Annotated in this window: 18 protein-coding genes; 10 read left to right on the forward strand and 8 right to left on the reverse strand. The window is 70.6% G+C overall.

All coding sequences use genetic code 11. The features are described from left to right. Nucleotides 1-3: 3 nt before the first annotated feature. From IEY33_RS06440 to IEY33_RS06455, 4 genes are all read right to left on the reverse strand, one after another. Complete coding sequence (locus IEY33_RS06440; RefSeq protein ID WP_188961453.1) at nt 4-891, reverse strand: carbohydrate ABC transporter permease; 888 nt, start codon at nt 889-891, stop codon at nt 4-6. After that, nucleotides 888-1,787 carry a carbohydrate ABC transporter permease gene (locus tag IEY33_RS06445; protein WP_188961454.1) on the reverse strand — a complete coding sequence of 300 codons (900 nt, stop codon included), beginning with the start codon at nt 1,785-1,787 and terminating at the stop codon, nt 888-890. The genes IEY33_RS06440 and IEY33_RS06445 overlap by 4 nt, the downstream gene beginning before the upstream one ends. A 73-nt stretch (nt 1,788-1,860) precedes the next feature. Further along, complete coding sequence (locus tag IEY33_RS06450; protein ID WP_188961455.1) at nt 1,861-3,159, reverse strand: extracellular solute-binding protein; 1,299 nt, start codon at nt 3,157-3,159, stop codon at nt 1,861-1,863. A gap of 160 nt (nt 3,160-3,319) precedes the next feature. Continuing rightward, on the reverse strand, nt 3,320-4,855 hold the full coding sequence (locus tag IEY33_RS06455; protein WP_229670832.1) for an alpha-N-arabinofuranosidase: 1,536 nt from the start codon (nt 4,853-4,855) through the stop codon (nt 3,320-3,322). A 386-nt stretch (nt 4,856-5,241) separates the two neighbouring features. Between IEY33_RS06455 and IEY33_RS06460 the strand changes: the two genes are divergently transcribed. From IEY33_RS06460 to IEY33_RS06470, 3 genes are all read left to right on the forward strand, one after another. Further along, a complete protein-coding gene (locus IEY33_RS06460; protein WP_188961456.1) occupies nt 5,242-6,798 on the forward strand; it encodes a sugar ABC transporter ATP-binding protein in 1,557 nt (518 codons plus the stop codon). Next, nucleotides 6,795-7,811, forward strand: a complete 1,017-nt coding sequence (locus IEY33_RS06465) for an ABC transporter permease (RefSeq protein WP_188961457.1) — start codon at nt 6,795-6,797, stop codon at nt 7,809-7,811. Before IEY33_RS06460 ends, IEY33_RS06465 begins: the two co-directional genes overlap by 4 nt. Nucleotides 7,812-7,879: 68 nt before the next feature. Further along, entirely contained in the window at nt 7,880-8,842 is a 963-nt protein-coding gene (locus tag IEY33_RS06470; protein WP_188961458.1) for a substrate-binding domain-containing protein, read from the forward strand. Between the two features lie 417 nt (nt 8,843-9,259). Here IEY33_RS06470 and IEY33_RS06475 read toward each other — a convergent pair whose 3' ends face one another. The 4 genes from IEY33_RS06475 to IEY33_RS06490 all read right to left on the reverse strand — a co-directional run bounded on the left by IEY33_RS06475 (nt 9,260) and on the right by IEY33_RS06490 (nt 13,867). Next, a complete protein-coding gene (locus IEY33_RS06475; RefSeq protein WP_188961459.1) occupies nt 9,260-10,237 on the reverse strand; it encodes an ABC transporter permease in 978 nt (325 codons plus the stop codon). A 1-nt stretch (nt 10,238) separates the two neighbouring features. Then, entirely contained in the window at nt 10,239-11,210 is a 972-nt protein-coding gene (locus IEY33_RS06480) for an ABC transporter permease (protein ID WP_188961460.1), read from the reverse strand. Continuing rightward, entirely contained in the window at nt 11,207-12,772 is a 1,566-nt protein-coding gene (locus IEY33_RS06485; RefSeq protein WP_188961461.1) for a sugar ABC transporter ATP-binding protein, read from the reverse strand. The genes IEY33_RS06480 and IEY33_RS06485 overlap by 4 nt, the downstream gene beginning before the upstream one ends. Nucleotides 12,773-12,901: 129 nt before the next feature. Then, nucleotides 12,902-13,867: an ABC transporter substrate-binding protein gene (locus tag IEY33_RS06490; RefSeq protein WP_188961462.1), complete on the reverse strand. Its 966-nt coding sequence runs from the start codon at nt 13,865-13,867 to the stop codon at nt 12,902-12,904. Nucleotides 13,868-14,289: 422 nt separating this feature from the next. Between IEY33_RS06490 and araB the strand changes: the two genes are divergently transcribed. From araB to IEY33_RS06525, 7 genes are all read left to right on the forward strand, one after another. After that, the gene (gene araB / locus IEY33_RS06495) at nt 14,290-15,999 is read left to right on the forward strand and encodes a ribulokinase (protein WP_229670833.1); all 1,710 of its coding nucleotides are present in this window, start codon (nt 14,290-14,292) and stop codon (nt 15,997-15,999) included. Further along, nucleotides 15,996-16,733, forward strand: a complete 738-nt coding sequence (locus tag IEY33_RS06500) for an L-ribulose-5-phosphate 4-epimerase (protein ID WP_188961464.1) — start codon at nt 15,996-15,998, stop codon at nt 16,731-16,733. The genes araB and IEY33_RS06500 overlap by 4 nt, the downstream gene beginning before the upstream one ends. After that, entirely contained in the window at nt 16,730-18,238 is a 1,509-nt protein-coding gene (gene araA, locus IEY33_RS06505) for an L-arabinose isomerase (protein ID WP_188961465.1), read from the forward strand. Before IEY33_RS06500 ends, araA begins: the two co-directional genes overlap by 4 nt. Next, complete coding sequence (locus IEY33_RS06510; RefSeq protein ID WP_229670834.1) at nt 18,231-19,265, forward strand: arabinan endo-1,5-alpha-L-arabinosidase; 1,035 nt, start codon at nt 18,231-18,233, stop codon at nt 19,263-19,265. The genes araA and IEY33_RS06510 overlap by 8 nt, the downstream gene beginning before the upstream one ends. Next, on the forward strand, nt 19,262-20,392 hold the full coding sequence (locus IEY33_RS06515; RefSeq protein ID WP_188961466.1) for an alcohol dehydrogenase catalytic domain-containing protein: 1,131 nt from the start codon (nt 19,262-19,264) through the stop codon (nt 20,390-20,392). The genes IEY33_RS06510 and IEY33_RS06515 overlap by 4 nt, the downstream gene beginning before the upstream one ends. Then, nucleotides 20,389-21,471 carry an aldose epimerase family protein gene (locus IEY33_RS06520; RefSeq protein ID WP_188961467.1) on the forward strand — a complete coding sequence of 361 codons (1,083 nt, stop codon included), beginning with the start codon at nt 20,389-20,391 and terminating at the stop codon, nt 21,469-21,471. The genes IEY33_RS06515 and IEY33_RS06520 overlap by 4 nt, the downstream gene beginning before the upstream one ends. Before the next feature lie 78 nt (nt 21,472-21,549). Further along, the gene (locus tag IEY33_RS06525) at nt 21,550-21,906 is read left to right on the forward strand and encodes a hypothetical protein (protein ID WP_188961468.1); all 357 of its coding nucleotides are present in this window, start codon (nt 21,550-21,552) and stop codon (nt 21,904-21,906) included. Nucleotides 21,907-21,997 lie beyond the last annotated feature (91 nt).

Genomic DNA, 21,997 nt, shown 5'->3' on the forward strand with positions numbered 1-21,997 from the left:
TTCTCACTTCAGGCCGGACGTCGCCATCACCCCCTCCGTCACGCGCCGCTGGAACAGCAGGTACGCGATCACCATCGGCACGGCCGCCGCCATGGCGGACGCCATCGTCTTCGCGTACGCCACCCCGTACGCGGACTGCACCTGCGTGATTCCCACGGGAATCGTGAGCTTGCTGGTGTCGTTCATCACGATGAACGGCCACAGGAAGTTGTTCCACGCGGCGATGAACGTCACGATGGCGAGCGACACCGTGATGCTCCAGTTGAGCGGCAGGAAGATGCTGAACAGCACCCGCAGCTCCCCCGCACCGTCGATGCGGGCCGCGTCCCCCAGGTCACGCGGAATCTGATCGAAGAACTGCTTGTAGATCACGACCGCGATCGGCGCGGCCAGCTGAGGCAGGATCAGGCCCAGGTTGTCGTTCACGAGGCCCAGGCGGTTCACCAGGATGAACAGCGGAATGATGCTCGCCTGGAACGGCAGCATGAAGCCCGCCATCACCAGCCAGTACAGCCACGTCCGCCCCCGGAACTGCAGCTGCGACAGCGCGAACGCGCACAGCACCGACAGCAGCAGCACCAGCACCGTGATCGCGCCGGACGTGAAGACGCTGTTCAGGTACCAGCGGACGATGGGGCTGTTCTGGAAGATGTACGTGTACGCGCTCACGTCGAAGGTCTGCGGCCACAGGGTGGGCGGGTTCGCGATCGTCTCCTGCTCCGGCTTGAAGGACGTGATGGCCGCCCAGTACAGCGGGAACACCCACAGCAGGGCGAGCAGCACGGTCAGCACCGTGACGGCCACGCCGGGCGCGCGCCGCAGCCGCGTCGCGAGCGTCGGGGCGGGGCGCGTGCCGGTCGCCGTGCCGCCCGGGCGGGTGGTGGTCGTCATACGCTCCCCCGGCGCGTCAGGCGCGCCTGCACGGCCGTGACGAGCGCGATCACCAGCATCAGGACCACGCCGATGGTGGACGAGTACCCGCCGTGCTGCTGCTGGAAACCCTCACGGTACGAGTACAGCAGCAGCACCAGCGTCTTGTCGAAGGGGCCGCCCTGCGTCAGCAGGTAGATCTGATCGAAGATCTTGAACTGCGCGATGAGCTGCAGCAGCAGGATCAGGCTCGTGACGGGCCACAGGTTCGGCCACGTGATCGACCAGAAGAGCCGCTGTCCGGCCGCGCCGTCCAGCGACGCCGCCTCGTAGATCTCGGCGGGAATGCCCTGCAGGCCCGCGATGAACAGCAGCACGTTGAAGCCCACCGTCCACCAGATCGTCACGAGCGCCACGGCGGGCAGCGCCCACACGGGGTCCTGGAACCACGCGACGGTGCTGCCCGTCAGGGTGTTGACCAGTCCGAAGTTCGCGTCCAGCACCCAGTTCCAGACGTTCGTGACGACGCTGACCGGCAGCACGAACGGCAGGAAGAACAGCGCCAGCACCACGTTCTTCAGGCGGTTCAGGCGCACGACCAGCAGCGCCAGCACCAGGCCCACCACCGTGTTCGGGACGGCGGTCAGCAGGATGAACAGCACCGTGTTCAGCAGGGCCGTCCAGAAGGTCGGGTCGCGAAGCAGCCGCGTGTAGTTCTGCAGGCCCACCCAGGCGCCTGCGCCGGTCAGGTCGGCGTTCGTGAAGCTGAGCTGCACCACGCGCAGCGTCGGGTAGATCAGGAACAGCAGGTACAGGATCAGGAACGGCAGGACGAGCAGCGCCGCCGTGCCCGCGCGCCTGCGGTCCAGCAGGCGGCGTTCGGGCGTTCGGGCGGCGGGCGGTAGGGTGTCGAGCATCGCGGGCCTCCTGGGGGCCGGGCGCGTGCAGGCGGACGGGGCGGCGTGCCTGTCCGCCGTGCGCGCGTCCGGGTTACTTCGTGAAGCCCTGCAGGGCCGCCTTGAATTTCGCGATGCCCTGTTCAGGCGTGGCCTGGCCGAGCAGCACCGGTACGAAGTTCACGCCGACCGAGTCGTACACCGGGCCGCCCACCCCGAAGATCGGCACGGTGGGTTCCAGGCGCGCGTCGGTGGCGGAGGTGGCGCTGTACATGGCGTTCGGCTGCAGGGCCTTGAAGGCGGCGCTGCCCTGCGTGGGCAGGTACGCGGGGATGTGCCCGCCGCCCGCCCAGGTCATGCCGCCCTGCTTGTTCACGTACCCGATGAAGGTCATGACGGCCTTGAGCTTCTCGGCGCTCATGGGCGTCTTGCTGTTCGCGGGAATGGCGAGCTCGTGCGAGTCGGCCCAGGTGGCGGTGTTGCCGCCGTACAGGGACGGGAAGCTCATCACGCCGTAGTCGAACTTGATCTGCCCTTTGGCTTTGGCGTCCACCATGGTCGGGACTTCCCAGTTGCCGTTCATCATCATGGCGGCGCGACCGGCGGTGAAGAGGGCGACGCCCGCGGGGTACGTGACGTTCTTGGTGGTGAGGCCCGCCTTGCTCCAGTCGGCCATGACCTGCAGGGCCGCCTTGCCCTTGGTGTCGAGGTCGCCGGTGTACAGTTTGCCGTCCTTGACCATGGTGCCGCCCTGCTGCAGGAACAGGCTGTACCACAGGCGCCACACGCTGGCGGGGTCCTGGTTGGTGCTGAGCGCGACGGGCGTGACGCCGGTTCTGGTCTTGATGGTGTTGAGCGCCGCGGTGAGGTCGGCGACGCTCTTCATGGCGGCCATCTTGCCGTCCGCGCCGATCAGGCCCGCCTTCTTGAGGAGGTCCTTGTTGTAGTAGATGACGAAGGTGTGCGTGTCGAGCGGGAGGGCGTAGAGGTTGCCGGCGTTGCCGCTGGCTTTCGCATCGGTGTTGAGGGTGCCGACGAGGTTCTGCTGGAAGTCGCTCGTCTTGAGGCCCGCGAGGCTGAGGTCGGCCTGCGTGAAGGGCCGCAGGTCTTTCTTCTGGAGTCCGGCGGGGACGGCGGACAGGTGGTACGTCATGACGTCGGGCGTCTGTCCGGACACGACGGCGGTGTGGACCTTGGTGTAGAAGGGGTTCCCCCAGGTCTGGGTGGTGCGCTGCACGACGATGTCCTTCTGGGAGGCGTTGAAGTCGTCCACGATCTGTTTCATGCGGATGCCGTCGCCGCCGCCGAAGAAGTCCCAGAAGACGACGGTGGTGGCCGCGTGGGCGCTGGTGCTGAGGGCGAGACTCAGGGCGAGCAGTGTACGTGTGCGCATGGTATTGCCTCCTCGGCGGGGCAGGGGCAGGGTGTGGGCCCGGCGTCCCTGGTACGGAGTGACGACCCTCGGTGAAATTGTGTTGTGAACGATCACAGCGTAAGTCGGTGTTCAGGCGATGTCAAGATCATCCCGGGCCACGCCCGAACCGACCGCCGCTTCAGGCGGGCGCATGCCGACTCGTCAGCACCGTGAACGACAGCGGCGGCAGCAGCAACGTCACCTTCCCGCCGTCCAGCACCGGCAGCGCGATCGGGCGACTCGTGACCGCGTCCGGCACCTCGAAACTGTTCGCGGCGCGCGGATCTCTGCCGCTCATCTGCCACGCGCCCGTCAGCGACCCCGGCGACACGTCCTCCCAGTTCAGCGTCACCTGCATCGCCTGCCCCTGCGAACGGTTCACGAGGAACACGGCGCCGTCCCCGCTCGGCGCGTCGAAACTGGCCGTCACGTCCAGCAGCGGCACCTCCCCGAACTTCCTCGTCTCGTGCGTCGGCGCGTCCACCAGCACGTCCAGCGAGTCGCCCGCCGCGTGCCGGCTGAACAGCGTCAGCGGGTAGAAGATCGTCTGCCGGAACATCCCGTCCCGGCGCGTCATGATCGGCGCGATCACGTTCACGATCTGCGCGATGCACGCGATCTTGACGACGTCCGCCTTGCGCAGGAACGTCCCCAGCCACTGCGCGACCACCAGCGCGTCCTCCAGGTTGTACACCTCTTCCAGGATGTGCGGCGCTTCGGCCCACTCGCCGTCCCCGCCCGTCGCGCGGTACCAGACGTTCCACTCGTCCCAGCACAGGTACACGTCCTTGCGGGAGCGCCGCTGCGCCTTCGCGAGCCGGATGGCGGCCGCGACCGTGTCCACGTGCTCGTCGAAGTGCACGCTGCTCGCCAGGTAAGAGTCGGTGTCCACCTGTTCCTTCGGCTCGCCCATGTTCGGATTTCCCGCGTAGTAGTGCATCGAGAAGTAGTCGATGTGCTCCCAGGCGCGCTCCAGCACGGTCCGGTCCCAGCTGGGGAAGGTGTCCATCGCGGTGTTCGACGAGCCGCACGCGATGGTCTTGATGCCGGGGTCCGTCCAGCGCATCAGCTTGGCGGCCTCGACGGCCTTGTCGGCGTACGCGGCGGCGTCCAGGTGCCCGATCTGCCAGGGGCCGTCCATCTCGTTGCCCAGGCACCAGTACTTCACGCCGTACCCTTCCCGCTGGCCGTTCGCGGCGCGCAGGTCGCTGTAGTGCGTGCCGGTGGGGAGGTTCATGTACTCCACGAGGTCGGCGGCGTCCTGGATGCTGCCGGTGCCGAGGTTCACGGCCCACATCGGTTCCGTGCCGAGTTCGCGGGCGAAGTCCATGAACTCGTGCGGTCCGAACTGGTTCGTTTCGGTGGAGCGCCACGCGAGGGCGCGGCGGCGGGGCCGCTCGGCTTTCGGGCCGATGCCGTCCTGCCAGCGGTAGCCGGAAACGAAGTTCCCGCCCGGGTAGCGCATGATGCGGTAGTTGGTCTCGCGCAGGGCGGCCATCACGTCGCTGCGCAGACCGCGTTCGTCGGCGAGGGGAGAGGCCGGGTCGTAGATGCCCTCGTAGATGCAGCGTCCCATGTGTTCGGCGAAGCCGCCGAAGATGAGGGGCGAGATCGCGCCGACGGTTCGCCGGGTGTGCAGGGAGACGCGGGCGGTGAGCGCTTCTGGTGTCGTCATGGGGCTCCTGTACGGGTGAGGACCGGGCGTGACGACCCGTGACCCCGGCGGGTGCGGGGCGGGTCTGGCGCGCGGACCATGCGCGGGTGGCTCGCTCCTGGACGGGCGAGACGGGATGGGCTGACAGGTACAGCATACATTGTGATCGTTCACGGTCAAGTCTCCTGGACCGGCTGTGCGGCACGTGGGCGCCCTGTCGGCCGATCACCCCGGGCGGCCTCGCCTCCACGCCCACCCGCCGGACGCCGCGCCTGTCCGGCGCACGGCCAGCATGCTGCCCGGAGAGGGATCGGGACGGAGGTCCGGGCGGGAGCGCTTGACGTCACTGGAAGGCATCGTCTAATCTGTGATCGTTCACAAAAGCAGATCCCTGGAGGAAGACATCCATGACGGGTCACCCCACGTCACCGGCCGGCCCCACGCCCACCGCACGACTCGCCCTGCGCGACATCCACCAGCGCTTCCCCGGCGTGATCGCGCTCGACAACGTCCACCTCGACCTGCACGCCGGGCGTGTCCACGGCCTGATGGGCGAGAACGGCGCAGGCAAGAGCACCATCATCAAGATCCTCAGTGGCACCTACCCCCCCACCTCCGGCACCATCCTGCGGGACGGCACCCCCACCGCCTACCACAGCGCCGCCCATGCCCAGCGCGGCGGCGTCCGCACCATCCACCAGGAACTCAGCCTCGTCCCGATGCTCAGCGTCGCCGAGAACATCTACGCGGGCGCACTCCCCGCCCGCCTCGGCCTCGTGGACCGCCGCCGCCTGCACGACGACACCCGCCGCATCCTTCGGCAGCTCGACCTGAACCTCTCCCCGGACACCCCGGTCGGCGACCTGAGCCTCGCGCAGCAGCAGCTCGTCGAGATCGGCCGCGCACTCGCGCACCGCGCCGACGTCCTGATCCTCGACGAACCCACCTCGTCCCTCACCGAACGCGAGGTCGAGACGCTCTTCCGCATCGTGCGCGACCTGCAGCAGCAGGGCACCGCCGTCCTGTACGTCAGCCACAAGATGAGCGAGATCTTCGCGCTGTGCGACGAGGTCACCGTCCTGCGCGACGGCCGCCACGTCGGGCACCACCAGACGCGCGACGTGACCGAGGACATGCTCGTGCGGCTCATGGCGGGCCGCGACGTGCAGAACGCCTACCCGCCGCGCGGCACCCCCACGGACGAGCTCATGGTGCGCGTCCAGGGTCTCGCCAACGCCACCGCCGGACCATGCAGCTTCGAGCTGCGGCGAGGCGAGATCCTCGGCCTGTACGGCCTGGTCGGCGCGGGCCGCACCGAACTGGCCCGCATGATCTTCGGCGCGGAACCCGCCACCAGCGGCAGCATCGAACTCGGCGGGGAAGCGCTCCGCGTCCGCAGCACCCGGGACGCCGTCGCGGCCCGCATCGGCTACGTCACCGAGGACCGCAAGAGCCTCGGCGTGTTCCTCGACTTCGACGTGGCCCGGAACACCGCCGCCGCCGCCCCCCACCTCGTGCGCCGGGGCCCGTGGTTCGACGCGCCCGCCGAACGCCGCCTCGCCGAAACCTACATCACGCAGCTGCGCGTCAAGACCGGCGGCCCCGACCAGCAGGTCGGCACCCTCTCCGGCGGGAACCAGCAGAAGGTCCTGATCGCCAAATGGCTCGCCATCGAACCGCGCCTGCTGATCGTGGACGAACCCACGCGCGGCATCGACGTGAGCGCCAAGGCCGAAATCCACCGCCTGCTGCGCCGCTTCGCGGACGGCGGCATGGCCGTCATCGTCATCAGCTCCGAACTGCCGGAAGTGATGGGCGTCAGTGACCGCGTCCTCGTGATGCACGAGGGCACCATCACCGCCGAATTCGACCCCGCGCACGCCACCCCCGAGGACCTGCTGCGCGCCGCGAGCGGGCCCACCGCACCCCCCCACCCCGACCCGGCCCCCAGGAGAACCGCATGAACACCAGCCCCTCGCTTCCCGCCGCCCCGCCCCGCGCGAACCTGTTCACGCAACTCACCCGCGTCCGCGAGTTCGCGCTGCTGGTGTTCATCGTGGTGCTGGCCCTGCTGCTGTCCGTCACCAGCAGCAGCTTCGCCAGCACCGGCAACCTCATCGCGGTCGCGCTCGGCCTCGCCAGCAGCGGCATCGTCGCCACCGGCATGCTCGTCACGCTCGCCGCCGGAGGCGTGGACCTCTCGGTCGGGTCCGTCCTCGCGCTCGGCGGAGTGATCGCCGCCGTGGCCGTCAAGGCGGGCGTGCCCGTCCCCGTCGCGTTCCTGCTCGCCGTGCTGTGCGGCAGCCTGACCGGCCTCGTCAACGGCCTGCTCATCACGCGCGTCGGCATCAACCCGCTCATCACGACGCTCGGCACCATGGGCATCGCGCGCGGCGCGGCGTACGTCATCACGCAGGGCTCACCCATCGGCGGTCTGCCCGACAGCTTCGGCGCGCTCGGCCAGAACGACTTTCTCGGCCTGCCGCTCCCCGTGTGGGTGCTGGGCGTCGTGGTGCTCGTCGCGGACTTCCTGATGCGCCGCCTCGCCTGGGCACGCCAGGTGTACTACGTGGGCGGCAACGAGGCCGCCGCCCGCCTGTCCGGCATTCCCGCCGACCGCGTCAAGCTGCGCGTGTACGTCATCTGCTCCACGCTCGCCGCCCTGGCGGGCGTGCTGGGCGCCAGCCGCTTCTCCGTCGCCGCGCCCAGCGAGGGCCTCGGCATCGAACTGATCGCCATCGCGGGCGGCGTGATCGGCGGCGCGAGCCTGTCCGGCGGGCAGGGCCGCGTGCTCGGCGCGTTCCTCGGCGTGCTGCTCGTCGCGATGGTCAACAACGCCATGGTGCTGTACCAGGTGCCCGTGTACTGGCAGCAGATGGTGAGCGGCTCGATCCTGCTCATCGCCGTCGCCAGCGACATCCTCAGTCAGAACGTCCGCCGCCGCCGCGCCATGCGCGCCACGCGCCCCACCCCCTGACCTCCCCCCACCCCGCCACCGAAACCGCCCACCCACCGGGCCTCCCGCCCGACCACAAGGAGCACACCATGAAGCACCGCATCGCCACCGCCGCCCTCCTCTCCACCGTCACCCTCGGCCTGCTCTCCGGCCCCGCCGCCGCGCAGAAAGGCAGCGGCTACGTCATGGTCACCTTCCTGAGCGGCATCGACTACTGGAAGGACGCGTACCGCGGCATGCAGGCCGCCGGGAAGGAACTCGGCGTCAGCACCACCTACACCGGCAGCGTCAACTACGAACTGAACGACAACATCGCCACCCTCGAACAGGTCATCGCCCGCAAACCCGCAGGTATCCTCCTGACCGTCATGAACGCCGACGCGCTCCGCCCCACCATCGACAAGGCCATCAAGGCCGGCATTCCCGTCGTGACCTTCGACGCCGACAGCCCCAAAAGCAACCGCTACGCGTTCCTCGGAACCGGCAACGAACGCGCGGGCGCCGAAGCCGCCAGGTACCTGTGCAGCAAGGTCAGCAGCGGCGAGGTCGCCATCAGCAGCGTGCCCGCCCAGCAGAACCACGTCGAGCGCCGCACCGGCTTCACCAACTACCTCAAGGCGAACTGCCCGAACCTGAAGATCGTCGCCACCACCGACGACAAGACCGACTCGTCCGTCGCCGCCCGCGAGATGGCCAGCGTCCTGCAGGCCCACCCGAACATCAAGGGCATCTTCGCCACCGACGCCGCCGGAGGCGTGGGCGTCGCGCAGGCCGTCAAGGAAGCCCGCATGAACGGCAAGATCAAGATCGTGTCCTTCGACTACGACGAAGGCACCCTCGACAACATCGACAAGGGCGTCATCGACGCGACCGTCGCGCAGGGCACCTGGCAGATGGGGTACTGGGGCCTGAAGATGCTCGACTCGGTCGCCAAGAACCGCATCGCCAGCGTCTCCAACTGGCGCACCGCCAGCATCAGCCCGCTGCCGCCCGTCATCGACACCGGCGTGAGCGTCATCACCAAAGCCAACAGCAAGTTCTGGCGCAAGTAAACGCGTCCACCCGTCCACGTGTCCACAGGTGGACGGGAACGCAGAGGCAGCACAACGGAAGAGGGGGAACGCGAGCAGGACAGCGTTCCCCCTCTCCGTCCGGAACCGGCGGGTCACCACCAGTGGTGAAGCTCAGTCCGCGACACGCTCAGGCGAACGTCCACCCCAGGGCAGTGGCGGCAAGACGTGGACCCACCCACCCGGATATGGCACGTGGCCAGGGTGCGGCCACCCACCTCACCGGCGGGGACGTCGCCTCCGTGTCTGCTGGGCAGACTGAAGGCACGCAGGGATGGGCCGCGTCGGTTCCCGCCCTTCCGTCAGGCACACATGCGCCCGGCCGCTCACGCTTCACCTCACTGCAGCAAAGCGCGGAACCCTGTGGTCCTCGGGGTTCCGCGCATGCTGCTGCGGGATTCAGGGGGTGCGGGAGGAGCGGGCCTGCAGCAGGATCACGACGAGCAGGAACGCGCCGCGAATGACGTTCTGCCAGAACACGTCGATGGAGATGATGCCTTTGCCGTTCTCGAAGTTGAGGATGTTGAAGATCAGGCCGAGGAGCGTCACGCCGACCATGGTGTTGAAGATCGAGCCGCGCCCGCCGCTGAGGAGCGTGCCGCCCACCACGACGCCCGCGATGGCGGTCAGTTCCCAGCCGACGCCTTCGGTCGGCTGACCCGCCCCGAACTGCGCGGCGAGGATCACGCCCGCGAGGCCCGCGAGCAGGCCGGACAGGGTGTACACCAGCAGTTTCGCGTGGTCGACCTGCAGGCCCATCAGGCGGGCGGCGTCCTCGTTGTCGCCGGTGGCGAGCGCGGTGCGGCCCACGCGCGTGAAGCCGAGGAGCGCCATGCCGAGCACGAGGGCCACGGCGAGAATGACGACGGGAACGGGAATCCCGAGCACGTCGCCCTGCCCGATCTGCGCGAAGAGGCCACCCGAATCCACGGACACGGCGGCCTGGTGTGACGCGAGCTGCGCGAGTCCGCGCGCGCCGAGGAACGTGGCCAGCGTCACGATGAACGGCTCGATCCGCAGGCGGATGATCAGGACGGCGTTCAGCAGGCCGACCGCGCCCCCGGCGAGGACGCCCGCCAGGACGCCCAGGGCGGGACCGTGCGGGCTGGCGAGGGCCGCCATGACGCTCGCCATGGCGGCGGTGCTGCCGACCGAGAGGTCGATGCCGCCCGTGATGATCACGAACGTCATGCCGATCCCGATCAGCATGAACATCGAGTTGTAGCGGAAGAAGCTGCTGGCGTTGTAGGCGCTCAGGAAGCCGTCGTAACGCAGGGACGCGAACACGACGAGCGCGACGAGCACGAGGAGCGCGCCGCGCCCGCCGAGCAGGTTCGCGCGGCGGGCGGCGCCGGGGGCGGGGGTGAGGGTCGTCACGTCAGGACCTCCGGTACTGCAGGGCGACGGCGCCGACGATGATGGCGGCCTTGACCATCAGGGCGGCCGCGTCGGGAATGCCTTTCACGAGCAGGGTGTAGCGCAGCAGCTGGATGAACAGCGCGCCGAGCAGCGTGCCGAGCATGGTGACGCGCCCGCCGTTCAGGCTGGTGCCGCCCACGGCGACGGCGGCGATCGCGTCGAGTTCCATGTTCTGCCCCACGAGGTTGCTGTCCGACGAGCTGTTCACGGCGATCACGATCAGCCCGGCGAGGCCCGCGAGCAGGCCGCTGAGGGTGTACACGAGGAGCTTCGTGCGCGTGACGGGCACCCCGGCGAGGCGGGCGGCGTCGGCGTTCCCGCCGACCGCGATCACGTACCGGCCGAACAGGGTGGCGCGCAGGGCCCACGCGGCGAGCGCGAGGAGCGCCAGCATCAGCAGGACCTGCACGCTGATGCCGAGTACGCGGCCCGTGCCGAGCAGCGTGAAGCTCGGCTGCGTGAAGTTCACGAGCGCGCCGCCGCTGATGACCTGCGCGATGCCGCGCCCCGCGATGAACAGCACGAGCGTCGCGATGATCGGCTGGATGCGGAAGCGCGTGACGAGCAGCCCGTTGAACGCCCCGAATAGGCCCGCCGCGAGGACGGGCAGCAGGATGGAGAGCGTCACGCCGAGGTTCGGGCCGAGCCGCTCGTTCAGGAACAGGACCGGGGCGAGCGCGCCGCTGATCGCCATGAGCGACCCGACGGACAAATCGATGCCGCGCGTGGCGATCACGAAGGTCATGCCGATCCCGACGATGACGATGGTGGCGGTCTGCGTGAGGTTGATGTTCAGGGTGTTGAGCGTCAGGAAGTTCGGGGTGGTGACGGCGTTGAACAGCACGAGCGCCACGAGCGCCACGAGGGCGCTGGACACGCCCTGCACGCGCCTGCGCGCAGGCGGTTTCTTCGCGTTGGCGAGGGTGGTCATGACGGGACTCCGGGGTGGGGGTGAGGCGCGGTGGCGGGCAGGACGCTGACAGGGGAGGCGGGATCGTGCGCCATGGCGGCCAGCACGTTCGGCTCGGTCAGGTCGTCTCCGCTCAGGGTGCGGACGCTGTGCCCGTCACGCAGCACGGTGACGCGGTGGCAGCCTTCGAGGAGTTCCTCCAGGTCCGACGAGATCATCAGGACGCTCAGGCCGTCCTGCGCGAGTTCGCTCACGAGGCGCTGCAGTTCGCGTTTGGCACCCACGTCGATGCCGCGCGTCGGCTCGTCGAGGATCAGCAGGTCGGGGTTCAGGCACAGCCAGCGGGCGAGCAGGACCTTCTGCTGGTTGCCGCCGGACAGTTCCCGGATGGGCTGCTCCTCGCCCGCGCAGCGGATGTCGAGCCGCCGGATGAATTCCGTCACGACGCGCGACTGCTCGTCGCGCCGCACGATGCCTGCCCGCGTGAGGTGCGGCAGGAGCGCCAGCGTGAGGTTCTCGCGCACCGACCATTCGGGGATGATGCCGTCGTGCTTGCGGTCCTCGCCGCAGAACGCGAGGCCCGCCCGGATGGCCTGCGCGGGGTTCGTCCACCTGCCTGCCTGCCCGCCGAGCGTGACGGTGCCGCTGGACGGGTCGGCCGCGAAGATCGCGCGGGCCGTCTCACTGCGGCCCGAGCCGAGCAGTCCGGCGAGGCCCGTCACCTCGCCGCGGCGCACGCTGAGGCTCACGCCGTGCAGGTGCGGCGCGGCCCGCAGGTCCTCGACCGTGAGGAGCGTCTCGTCGCCGGGCGTGCCGCGCTCGAAGCCGGTCTGTCCGGCCACCGCGAGCTCCTGCTCCTGGCGGCCCAGCATGCTCGACACGAGGTTCAGTCGGCTGAGCGGCCCGAGTTCCCCCTGGTACACGGTCTGCCCGTCGCGCATGACGGTGATGTGCGTGCACACGGCGTACAGCTCGTCCAGGCGGTGCGACACGAAGATCACGGCGACGCCCTGCGCCTGCAGCTGCCGGATCACGGTGAACAGGCGTTCCACCTCGTGATCGTCGAGCGAGGAGGTGGGTTCGTCCATGACCACGAGGCGCGCGTTCAGCACGAGGGCGCGCGCGATGGCGACCATCTGCTGCAGCGCGAGGCTGTACGACCCGAGGGGCCGCGTGACGTCCAGTTCGATGCCCATGCCGCGCAGCACGTCGGCCGCGCGGGCGCGCGTGCCGCGCCAGTCGATCAGCCCGAAGCGGCGCGTCTCGTGGCCCAGCATGACGTTCTCCGCCACGGACTGCAGCCGCACGAGGTTCACCTCCTGGTAGATGGTGGCGATGCCCGCCTGCTGCGCCTGCAGCGGCGTACTGAAGTTCACGTCGCGTCCGTCCAGGCGGACGGTGCCCGCGTCGCGGCGGTACGCGCCGGTCAGGATCTTGAGCAGCGTGGATTTCCCGGCGCCGTTCTGACCGATGAGGGCGTGGACCTCGCCGGCCGCGACGCTCAGGGCCGCGCCGCGCAGCGCGCTGACGCCGGCGAAGGCCTTGTCGATGCCGCTCATCACGAGGAGTGGGGGGTGGGTCATGCGTCTCCGGGGTGGGACGGGAACGTCCGGGAATGCGAGGGACATCCGGTGGGGTGCCGGATGTCGCGGTGCGGTGCTGGCGGACTGTGGCGAAGCGGGACGTGGGTGTGTGGGGTCAGGGGGCGCCGTTCAGAAGGCGGAGCTCAGCATGGCCTTGGCGTTGGCGGTGTCGAAGAAGCGGTCGTCGTTGATGAGGCGCGGCGCGATCTTCTTGCCTGCGGCGTAGTCCTTCATGGTCTGGAAGGCCTTCACGCCGAAGCGCGGGTTGCATTCGACGGTCGCGCCGAGCTTCCCGGCGATGATCGCTTCGAGCGCGGACTTCTGCCCGTCGATGCTGACGAGGGTGATGTCCTTGCCGGGCTTGCGGCCGGCCGCTTCGAGGGCCGTGATGGCGCCGAGGGCCATCTCGTCGTTATGGGCGTACACGGCGGTCGCTTCGGGGTGCGCCTGGATGAGGGCCTCCATGACCTTGCGGCCCTCGTCGCGGGTGAAGTTGCCGGTCTGCGCGGCGATCACCTGAATGCCGGGGTACTTGGCGATGTAGTCGTGGAAGCCTTTCTCGCGGGCGATGGCGGGGGAGGAGCCGGTGCTGCCGAGCAGTTCGATGACCTTGGATTTGCCGCCGGTGCTCTTGACGAGCCATTCGGCGGCGCGTTGCCCTTCGGCGTAGAAGTCCGAGCCGATGAACGCCACGAAGTCCCGGCCGGGCTTGGCGACGGTCTCGTCGACGTTGCGGTCGATCACGAAGAGGGGAATGCCGGCCTTCTTGGCTTCCAGCACGACGGGCGTGAGGGGCTTCTCTTCCCTGGGCGTCAGGAAGATGGCGTCGACGCGCTGGGCGATGCAGCTTCGGACGTCGCTGGCCTGTTTGGCGGCCGAGCCGTTGGCGTTGGTGAACACGAGCTGCCAGCCGAGGCGTTTGGCTTCGTCCTGCATGCTCTTGGTCTGTGCGAGGCGCCAGGGATTGTCCATCTCGGACTGGTTGAAGCACACGCGGTACGTGGGTTTCACGGCGAGTTTGGGCAGGGCGGTCTGGGCGTAGGCGATGGTGGCGACGGCGGCGGTGGCGGTCAGGGCGATGAGGCGTGCGTTCATGGGGTCCCTCCAGGGATGTGGGGTGGGCGTGCGGGAGGCCGGCCCTGGGGGGCTGGCGTGCGGGTGGGACGGATCGGGGGGCAGGTGTGCGACCGGCCGGATGGATTGAGTGAACGATCACATCATAGGCAGACATGAACGTCCCGTCAAGATGCCTGGCCGCCCGGACCGGCCGGGGCGACCGCACACCAGGCCGACCGGCCGAGTCCGAATTTTGCACCGCTGGGCGGCTGACAGGGGAGAGCATCCGCCTCGCGGGATGCAGGGTGTCCGGCCCTGCCCGGGTGAGCCTTGACAGTGGATTCCGGCTGCACCTATGCTGTGAACGTTCACAGAGACGCCGTTCGACCCGACGCCCGGCCCAGCCCGGGCCGCCGGACCCCTGTCCCCACGCCACACCAGACCCCCCCCAGGAGCCGCCCGTGACCTCAACCCGACCCCTCCCACCGGACACGTACACCGTCGGCATCGACTTCGGCAGCGAGAGCGGCCGCGCCGTCGTCGTCCGTACCCGCGACGGCCACACCCTCGCCGAAGCCGTCACCCCCTACCGCCACCTCGTCATGGACCAGGCCCTTCCGGACGGCACGCCCCTGGGGCGCGAATGGGCGCTCCAGCACCCGCAGGACTACCTCGACGTGCTGCAGCAGGCCGTGCCCGAGGCCCTGAAGCTCAGCGGCGTGCAGCCCGGCGAGGTGGTCGGCGTCGGCATCGACTTCACCGCCTGCACCGTCCTCCCCACCCTCGCGGACGGCACGCCCCTGTGCTTCCTGCCGGACCTCGCGGCCCGCCCGCACGCCTGGGTGAAGCTCTGGAAGCACCACGCCGCGCAGCCGCAGGCGGACCGCATCAACGCCGTCGCCGCCGAACGAGGCGAACCCTGGCTCGCCCGTTACGGGAACCGCGTCAGCAGCGAATGGCTGTTCGCCAAGGCCCTGCAGGTCCTCGAAGAGGACCCCGGCATCTGGGCGCGCACTGAGCGCTTCATCGAGGCTGCCGACTGGGTGGTGTGGCAGCTGACCGGCACCGAAACGCGCAACGCCTGCACCGCCGGGTACAAGGCCATGGTGCAGGACGGCCGGTACCCCAGCCGCGAGTACTTCGCGGCCCTCAACCCGGACTTCCGCGACGTGACGGACCTGCTCGGTCAGACGTTCGCGCCGCTCGGCGCGTGCGCCGGGTCCCTCACCGCGCAGGCCGCCCGCTGGACCGGCCTGCCGGAAGGGACGCCCGTCGCCGTCGCGAACGTGGACGCGCACGTGACCGCGCCCGCCGCGGGCGTGACCGGCCCCGGCCAGCTCGTCGCGATCATGGGCACCAGCACCTGCCACGTCCTGATCGGCGACACGCTCGCCGACGTGCCCGGCATGTGCGGCGTGGTGGACGGCGGCATCGTCCCCGGCGCGTACGGGTACGAGGCCGGGCAGAGCGGCGTGGGCGACATCTTCGCGTGGTTCGTGCGGCACGCCGTGCCCGCTGAGTACACCGCGCAGGCGGAACGTGAGGGCCTCAGCGTGCACGCGCTGCTGGAACGCGAGGCGGCCCGCCAGTCGCCCGGGCAGCACGGCCTGATCGCGCTCGACTGGTGGAACGGGAACCGCAGCGTCCTCGTGGACGCGAACCTCAGCGGCGTGGTGGTCGGCATGACGCTCGCCACGCGCGCCCCCGACCTGTACCGGGCGCTGATCGAGGCGACGGCCTTCGGGACGCGCGTCATCGTGGAGAACTTCGAAGCGAACGGCGTTCCCGTGCACGAACTCGTGATCGCGGGCGGCCTGAAACGCAACCGGCTGCTGATGCAGATCTACGCGGACGTGACGGGCCGTCCCCTCAGCGTGCTGGACGCCGAGCAGGGCCCCGCGCTCGGGAGCGCCATGCACGCGGCCGTCGCGGCGGGCATCTACCCGGACATCCACGCGGCGGCGACCGCGATGGGCCGCGTGACGCGCGCCGCGTACCTCCCCGTGCCCGAGCACGTCGCCGTGTACGACCGCCTGTACGCCGAGTACGTCACGCTGCACGACTACTTCGGGCGCGGCCTGAACGACGTCATGAAACGCCTCAAATCCCTCGCGCACGCCGCCGGGCAGCCCACCCCGGCCGCCCAGGTCCCGCAGCAGGTGAGCGCGTGACCCGCCCGGACGCGCACGGCGCGCTGCGCGAGGAACTGACGCGCCTGCACCTGGAACTCCCCCGCAACGGCCTCGTCACGTGGACGAGCGGCAACATCAGCGCCCGCGTCCCGGAGGGCCTGCTCATCAAGCCGAGCGGCGTGACCTTCGAGGACCTCACGCCGGACGGCATGGTCCTCACGGACGCGGACGCGCAGGTGCTCCACCCTGGCCTCAGCCCGTCGTCCGACACGGCCACGCACGCGTACATCTACCGGCACCTGCCGGACGTGGGCGGCATCGTGCACACGCACAGCCCCTACGCGACCGCGTGGGCCGCGAACGCCCGCGAGATCCCCTGCTTCCTGACCGCCATGGCCGACGAGTTCGGCGGTCCCGTTCCCTGCGGCGGGTTCGCCCTGATCGGCGGGGAGGAGATCGGCGCGGAGGTCGTGCGCGTCCTGCGCGGGCACCGTTCGCCCGCCATCATCCTGCAGAACCACGGGGTGTTCACCATCGGTCCCACCGCGCGCGCCGCGCTCAAGGCGGCCGTGATGGTGGAGGACGTGGCGCGCACCGCGTACCTCGCCACGCAGCTCGGGTCGCCCGTGCCGCTCGCGCAGGCCGACATCGACCGGCTGCACCACCGTTACACGCACGTGTACGGCCAGCGGCCCGCCTCGCCGGACTCGTCCGCTCCCGCCGCCCCGGTCGCCCCCGCCTCCACCTCACTCCAGGGAGAACAGCACGCGTGAAACACCTCCAGCACCCCGAACTGTGGTTCGTCTGCGGCTCGCAGCACCTGTACGGCCCCGAGACGCTCGAACAGGTCGCCGCGCACGCCACCGAGATCGCCGGCGCGCTCGGCGCGAGCCCCGCCGTCCCCCTCAAGGTCGCCGCGAAAGGCGTCCTCACCACCCCGGACGAGATCCGCGCCCTGTGCCTCGCCGCGAACGCTGACCCCACCTGCGCGGGCCTGATCCTGTGGATGCACACCTTCAGCCCCGCCAAGATGTGGATCGGCGGGCTGAGCGTCCTCAACCGGCCCTTCGTGCACCTGCACACCCAGTACGACCAGCACCTCCCCTGGGACCGCATCGACATGGACTACATGAACCTCAACCAGTCCGCGCACGGCGACCGCGAGGCGGGCTTCCTGCACACCCGCATGCGCCTGAACCGCAAGGTCGTCGTCGGGCACTGGAGCGACACCGAGGTGCAGGACCGGCTGGGCGCGTGGTCCCGCGCGGCGTGGGCGTACCACGACTGGCAGGGCGGCAAGGTCGTGCGCTTCGGGGACAACATGCGTCAGGTGGCCGTCACGGAGGGCGACAAGGTCAGCGCCGAGATGCGTTTCGGGTTCAGCGTCAACACGTACGGCGTCGGCGACCTCGCCGCGCGCGTCGCGGCCGTCACGGAGGGCGACGTGGACGCCCTGATCGGCACGTACCTGGACGCGTACGACGTCGCGCCGGAACTGCGGCCCGGCGGGGACCGGCACGCCTCCCTGCGGGACGGGGCGCGCATCGAGGCGGGCATGCGCGCCTTCCTCGACGAGGGCGGCTACCTGGCGTTCACCGACACCTTCGAGGACCTGCACGGCCTGAAACAGTTGCCGGGCCTCGCCACGCAGCGCCTGATGCAGGAAGGCTACGGCTTCGGCGGGGAGGGCGACTGGAAGACGGCGGCCCTCGTGCGCGCCATGAAGGTCATGGCGGACGGTCTGCCGGGCGGGACGAGCTTCATGGAGGACTACACGTACCACCTCGCGCCGGGCTCGCATCAGGTGCTCGGCTCGCACATGCTGGAGGTGTGCCCCAGCATCGCGCAGGCGAAACCGCGCCTGGAGGTGCACCCGCTCGGCATCGGCGGCAAGGACGACCCGGTGCGCCTCGTGTTCGACGCGGCGTACGGCCCGGCCATCAACGTGTCGCTGGTGGATCTCGGGAGCCGCTTCCGGTTCATCGTGAACGAGGTGACGAGCGTGCCGCACCCGGACCTGCCGCAGCTGCCGGTCGCGCGGGCCGTGTGGGAGTGCCTGCCGGACTTCAAGACGGCGTGCGCCGCGTGGATCTACGCGGGCGGCGCGCACCACACCGGGTACAGCACGGCCGTCACCACCGAGATGATCGAGGATTTCGCCGCGATGTCGGGCGTGGAACTCGCCGTGATCGACCGGGACACGCGCCTGCGTGACTTCCGGCAGGACCTCCGGTTCAGCGACCTGTACCACGTGCTCGCGCAGGGCCTGCGTGCCTGAACGCCCGCGCCGGACCCTGCGCGCGGCTGGCCTCGCCCTGCTGCTGGGCGGGGCGCTGGCGCTCGGCGGGAGCGGCCCCGTCCAGCCGACCCTGCACGGCGACCTGGACGTGCACGACCCGACCCTGCTGCCGCTGCCGGGCGGGTACCTGGTGGCCGGGACGGGCTTCGAGGACGTGGACGGCGGCGCGCTGCGCCTCAAGACGAGCGCGGACGGGATCACGTGGCGGGACGCCGGGCCGCTCCTGCACGCGCAGCCCGGCTGGGTGAAGGCCCTGCTGGGGTCGTCGCCGCCGAACCTGTGGGCGCCGAACCTCACGCTCCGCCGGACCGGGACGGGCGCGCGGGCCTTCCTGTACTTCTCGGCGTCCACCTTCGGGCGCAACGCGAGCGGCATCGGCCTGATGACGAACGACCGCCTGACGCTCGCCCGGCCCGCAGGCGGCTGGCAGGACCGCGGGCTGGTGCTCGCGAGCCGCGCCGGGGACGACTTCAACGCCATCGACCCGGCCCGCCTCGACGCGCGGGACGGCCGGGCGTGGCTCGTGTACGGGTCGTACTGGGACGGCATCAGGCTGCGGGAACTCGACCCGGAGGGCGGCCTGCTGCGCCGGGCGGACACGCCCACGTACCGGCTCGCGTCGCGCGCGGGCGGCCCCGTCGAGGCGGCCAGCCTGCTTCAGCGCGGCCCGTACACGTACCTGTTCGTGTCCTTCGACCGCTGCTGCGCGGGCCTCGCCAGCACGTACCGCATCATGGTGGGCCGCGCGCGGGACGTGAAGGGCCCGTACCTCGACCGCGCCGGGCGACCGATGCTGCAGGGCGGCGGGACCGAACTGCTCGCCACCGGCGGACGCGTGACCGGGCCGGGCGGGCAGGAAGCGTACCGTGACGGGGCGCAGGACCGCCTCGTCTATCATCAATACGACCGCGAGCGGGGCGGGACGAGCCAGCTGCAGACGACGCCCCTCCTGTGGGACGAGGACGGCTGGCCGCACCTGCCCCCGCCGCCCGGAGGCACCCCATGACCACGAATCCCACCCCGCCCACGACTCCTGAACCTCCCGCCCCGAACGCCGTCACTCACCCGGCTGCCGTCCTGACCGGGCCGGGCACGTTCGCGTTCGTGCAGCGGCCCACGCTGCCGCTGCAGCCGGGCGAGGTGCGCGTGCAGGTCGGCACGGTCGGCGTGTGCGGCTCGGACATCCACATGTTCACGGACGGCCGCATCGGCACGACGGTCGTGTCGTCGCCGCTGGTGCTCGGGCACGAGTTCATGGGCGTCGTCAGCGAGGCCGCGCCCGGCACCGTGGACGGCGACGGGCAGCCGCTGCGGGCGGGGGACCGCGTGGCGGTCGAGCCGCACGTCGCGTGCGGGCACTGCCGCGAGTGCCGCGAGGGCCACCCGAACCTCTGCACGGACCACACCTTCATGGGCGTGTACCCGCGCGACGGGGCGCTGCAGCGTGAACTGAACGTGCCCGCCCACAACGCCTTCCGCCTGCCGGACGCCATCAGCGACGCGGGCGGCGCGATGCTCGAACCGCTCGGGGTGGCGCTGCACGCCGTGCGGCTCGGGCACGTGCGGGTGGGGGACCGGGCGGCCGTGGTGGGCGCCGGGCCGGTCGGGCTGCTGATCGTGCGGCTGCTGGCCCTCGCGGGCGTCACGGACCTGCACGTCACCGAACCGCTCGCGTGGCGGCGCGAGCTGGCGGCGGACCTGGGCGCCACGAGCACCGACGCGGCCTTCACCGCCGCGCACGACAGCCGGTACGACGTGGTGTACGAGGCGGCGTGGGCGGACGCGTCGGTGCAGGACGCCGCCCTGCTCGCGCGGCCCGGCGCGCGCGTCGTGCTGGTCGGCATTCCCGGCGACGACCGCATGGAGGTGCAGCACTCGCTGGCGCGTCGCAAGGGCCTGAGCCTGATCTTCTCGCGCCGCATGGCGCACACGTACCCGCAGGCGATCCGGCTCGTGACGTCCGGACAGGTGGACGTGGACCGGCTCGTGAGCGACGTGTTTCCCCTCAGCGGCGTGGCGCGCGCCTTCGAACGGCACGCCGCGTACGGGCCGGGCGTCGTCAAGGTGATGGTGGACCTGACCGTACAGGACGACCCGGACGCACCCACGCAGGTTCAGGAGGTGACGGCGTGACCGTTCACGGCACCCAGGCCCGCAGCGAGCGGCACGGCACCCTCCCGGACGGCCGCCCCGTCACGCTCTACACCCTGCAGTCCGGTCCGCTCACCGTGCAGCTCAGCGAGTACGGCGCGCGCATCGTGCGCGTCCTCGCCCCGGACCGGCACGGCACGCCCGGCGACGTGACGCTCGGTCACGACACGCTCGCCCCCTACCTGAACCCCGAGCAGACCCCGTACTTCGGCGCGACCGTCGGCCGCTACGCCAACCGCATCGCGCACGGCACCTTCAGCCTCGGCGGGCACACGTACCGCCTCGCCACCAACAACGGCCCCAACCACCTGCACGGCGGCCCCGGCGGCCTCGACCACGTCCTGTGGCACGGCGAGCAGGACGGCCCGGACCGCGTCACCTTCCGCACCGTCAGCCCGGACGGGCACGAAGGCTACCCCGGCGAACTGACGCTCACGGTCACGTACACCCTGACGGGCGGCACGCTCAGCTTCGGCGTGACCGCCACCACCACGCGCGCCACGCCCGTCAACGTCACCAACCACGCCTTCTGGAACCTCGCGGACGGCGGCGCGGGCAGCGCCATGCGGCACGACCTGCAGCTCGCCGCCTCGCAGTACCTGCCCATCGACGAGACGTCCATCCCGCTCGGCACCGTGCAGGACGTGAACGGCACGCCCTTCGACTTCCGGCGGGCCGCGCCGGTGGGGGAGAAGGTGAACCTCCCGGACGAGCAGCTGCGGCGCGGCGCCGGGTACGACCATCACTTCGTGCTGCCGGACGCGGGCGGCGCGCTCCGGTGGGCGGCGACCCTGCACGACCCCGTGAGCGGGCGCACCCTGGACCTGCACACGACCGAGCCGGGCCTGCAGGTGTACAGCGGGAACTTCCTCGACGGCAGCGTCGCCGGGCGCGGCGGGACCGCCTACCCGCACCGCAGCGCCGTGTGCCTGGAGCCGCAGCACGCGCCGGACTCGCCGCATCACCCCGAGTGGCCGTCCGTGATCCTCCGGCCCGGCGAGACGTACCGCACCCGCAGCGAGTTCCGTTTCGGCGTGCGGCACGACCCGCAGTCCCGCTGAGTCTTCACGCCGCGTGGCGGGCCTCATCCCGTACGCCTTGATGGAATCTTGAAAGACTTCTCACCGTACAGTGTGGGCATGCCGACCGCGCTGACCGACCTGCTCACGCACCCGCTCCTCACGCACGCCCCCCTGGCCCTGCAGCTCAGTGCCCTGCAGCTGGTGGCGCTGCTGCTCGCCGCGCTGGCCGCCAGTCACGCGTACCGCCGTATGCCCGGCAGCGACCGCGCCGGCACCCTCAGCTTCAGCGCCCAGGTCATGCTGGCCGTCGCCCTCCTCAGCATCGTCCTCACCGCCAACCTGCCCACCAGCGACGCGCCCGGCCACGTGGACGCCGCCCTGATGGTCCGTATCGTGCTGGGCGGCGCCTTCGTCAGCGCGTGGCACACGCTCCGCACCCGCCTCACCCCGCTGCGCGCCACGCGCCGCGACTGAAGCCGGAACCCGCGGACCGGACGACCCCCGCAGGAAGACGACAGCACGGACGGCGTGGGCGACCCAGGTTCATGGGTCGCCCACGCCCCTG

Source organism: Deinococcus aquiradiocola (genome assembly GCF_014646915.1).
GTDB lineage: Bacteria > Deinococcota > Deinococci > Deinococcales > Deinococcaceae > Deinococcus > Deinococcus aquiradiocola.

Excerpts from the sequence above, each read along its gene's own strand:
- IEY33_RS06440 (WP_188961453.1), bottom strand. The coding sequence starts at position 891 with ATGACGACCACCACCCGCCCGGGCGGCACGGCGACCGGCACGCGCCCC.
- IEY33_RS06445 (WP_188961454.1), bottom strand. The coding sequence starts at position 1,787 with ATGCTCGACACCCTACCGCCCGCCGCCCGAACGCCCGAACGCCGCCTG.
- IEY33_RS06450 (WP_188961455.1), bottom strand. The coding sequence starts at position 3,159 with ATGCGCACACGTACACTGCTCGCCCTGAGTCTCGCCCTCAGCACCAGC.
- IEY33_RS06455 (WP_229670832.1), bottom strand. The coding sequence starts at position 4,855 with ATGACGACACCAGAAGCGCTCACCGCCCGCGTCTCCCTGCACACCCGG.
- IEY33_RS06460 (WP_188961456.1), top strand. The coding sequence starts at position 5,242 with ATGACGGGTCACCCCACGTCACCGGCCGGCCCCACGCCCACCGCACGA.
- IEY33_RS06465 (WP_188961457.1), top strand. The coding sequence starts at position 6,795 with ATGAACACCAGCCCCTCGCTTCCCGCCGCCCCGCCCCGCGCGAACCTG.
- IEY33_RS06470 (WP_188961458.1), top strand. The coding sequence starts at position 7,880 with ATGAAGCACCGCATCGCCACCGCCGCCCTCCTCTCCACCGTCACCCTC.
- IEY33_RS06480 (WP_188961460.1), bottom strand. The coding sequence starts at position 11,210 with ATGACCACCCTCGCCAACGCGAAGAAACCGCCTGCGCGCAGGCGCGTG.
- IEY33_RS06485 (WP_188961461.1), bottom strand. The coding sequence starts at position 12,772 with ATGACCCACCCCCCACTCCTCGTGATGAGCGGCATCGACAAGGCCTTC.
- IEY33_RS06490 (WP_188961462.1), bottom strand. The coding sequence starts at position 13,867 with ATGAACGCACGCCTCATCGCCCTGACCGCCACCGCCGCCGTCGCCACC.
- IEY33_RS06515 (WP_188961466.1), top strand. The coding sequence starts at position 19,262 with ATGACCACGAATCCCACCCCGCCCACGACTCCTGAACCTCCCGCCCCG.
- IEY33_RS06525 (WP_188961468.1), top strand. The coding sequence starts at position 21,550 with ATGCCGACCGCGCTGACCGACCTGCTCACGCACCCGCTCCTCACGCAC.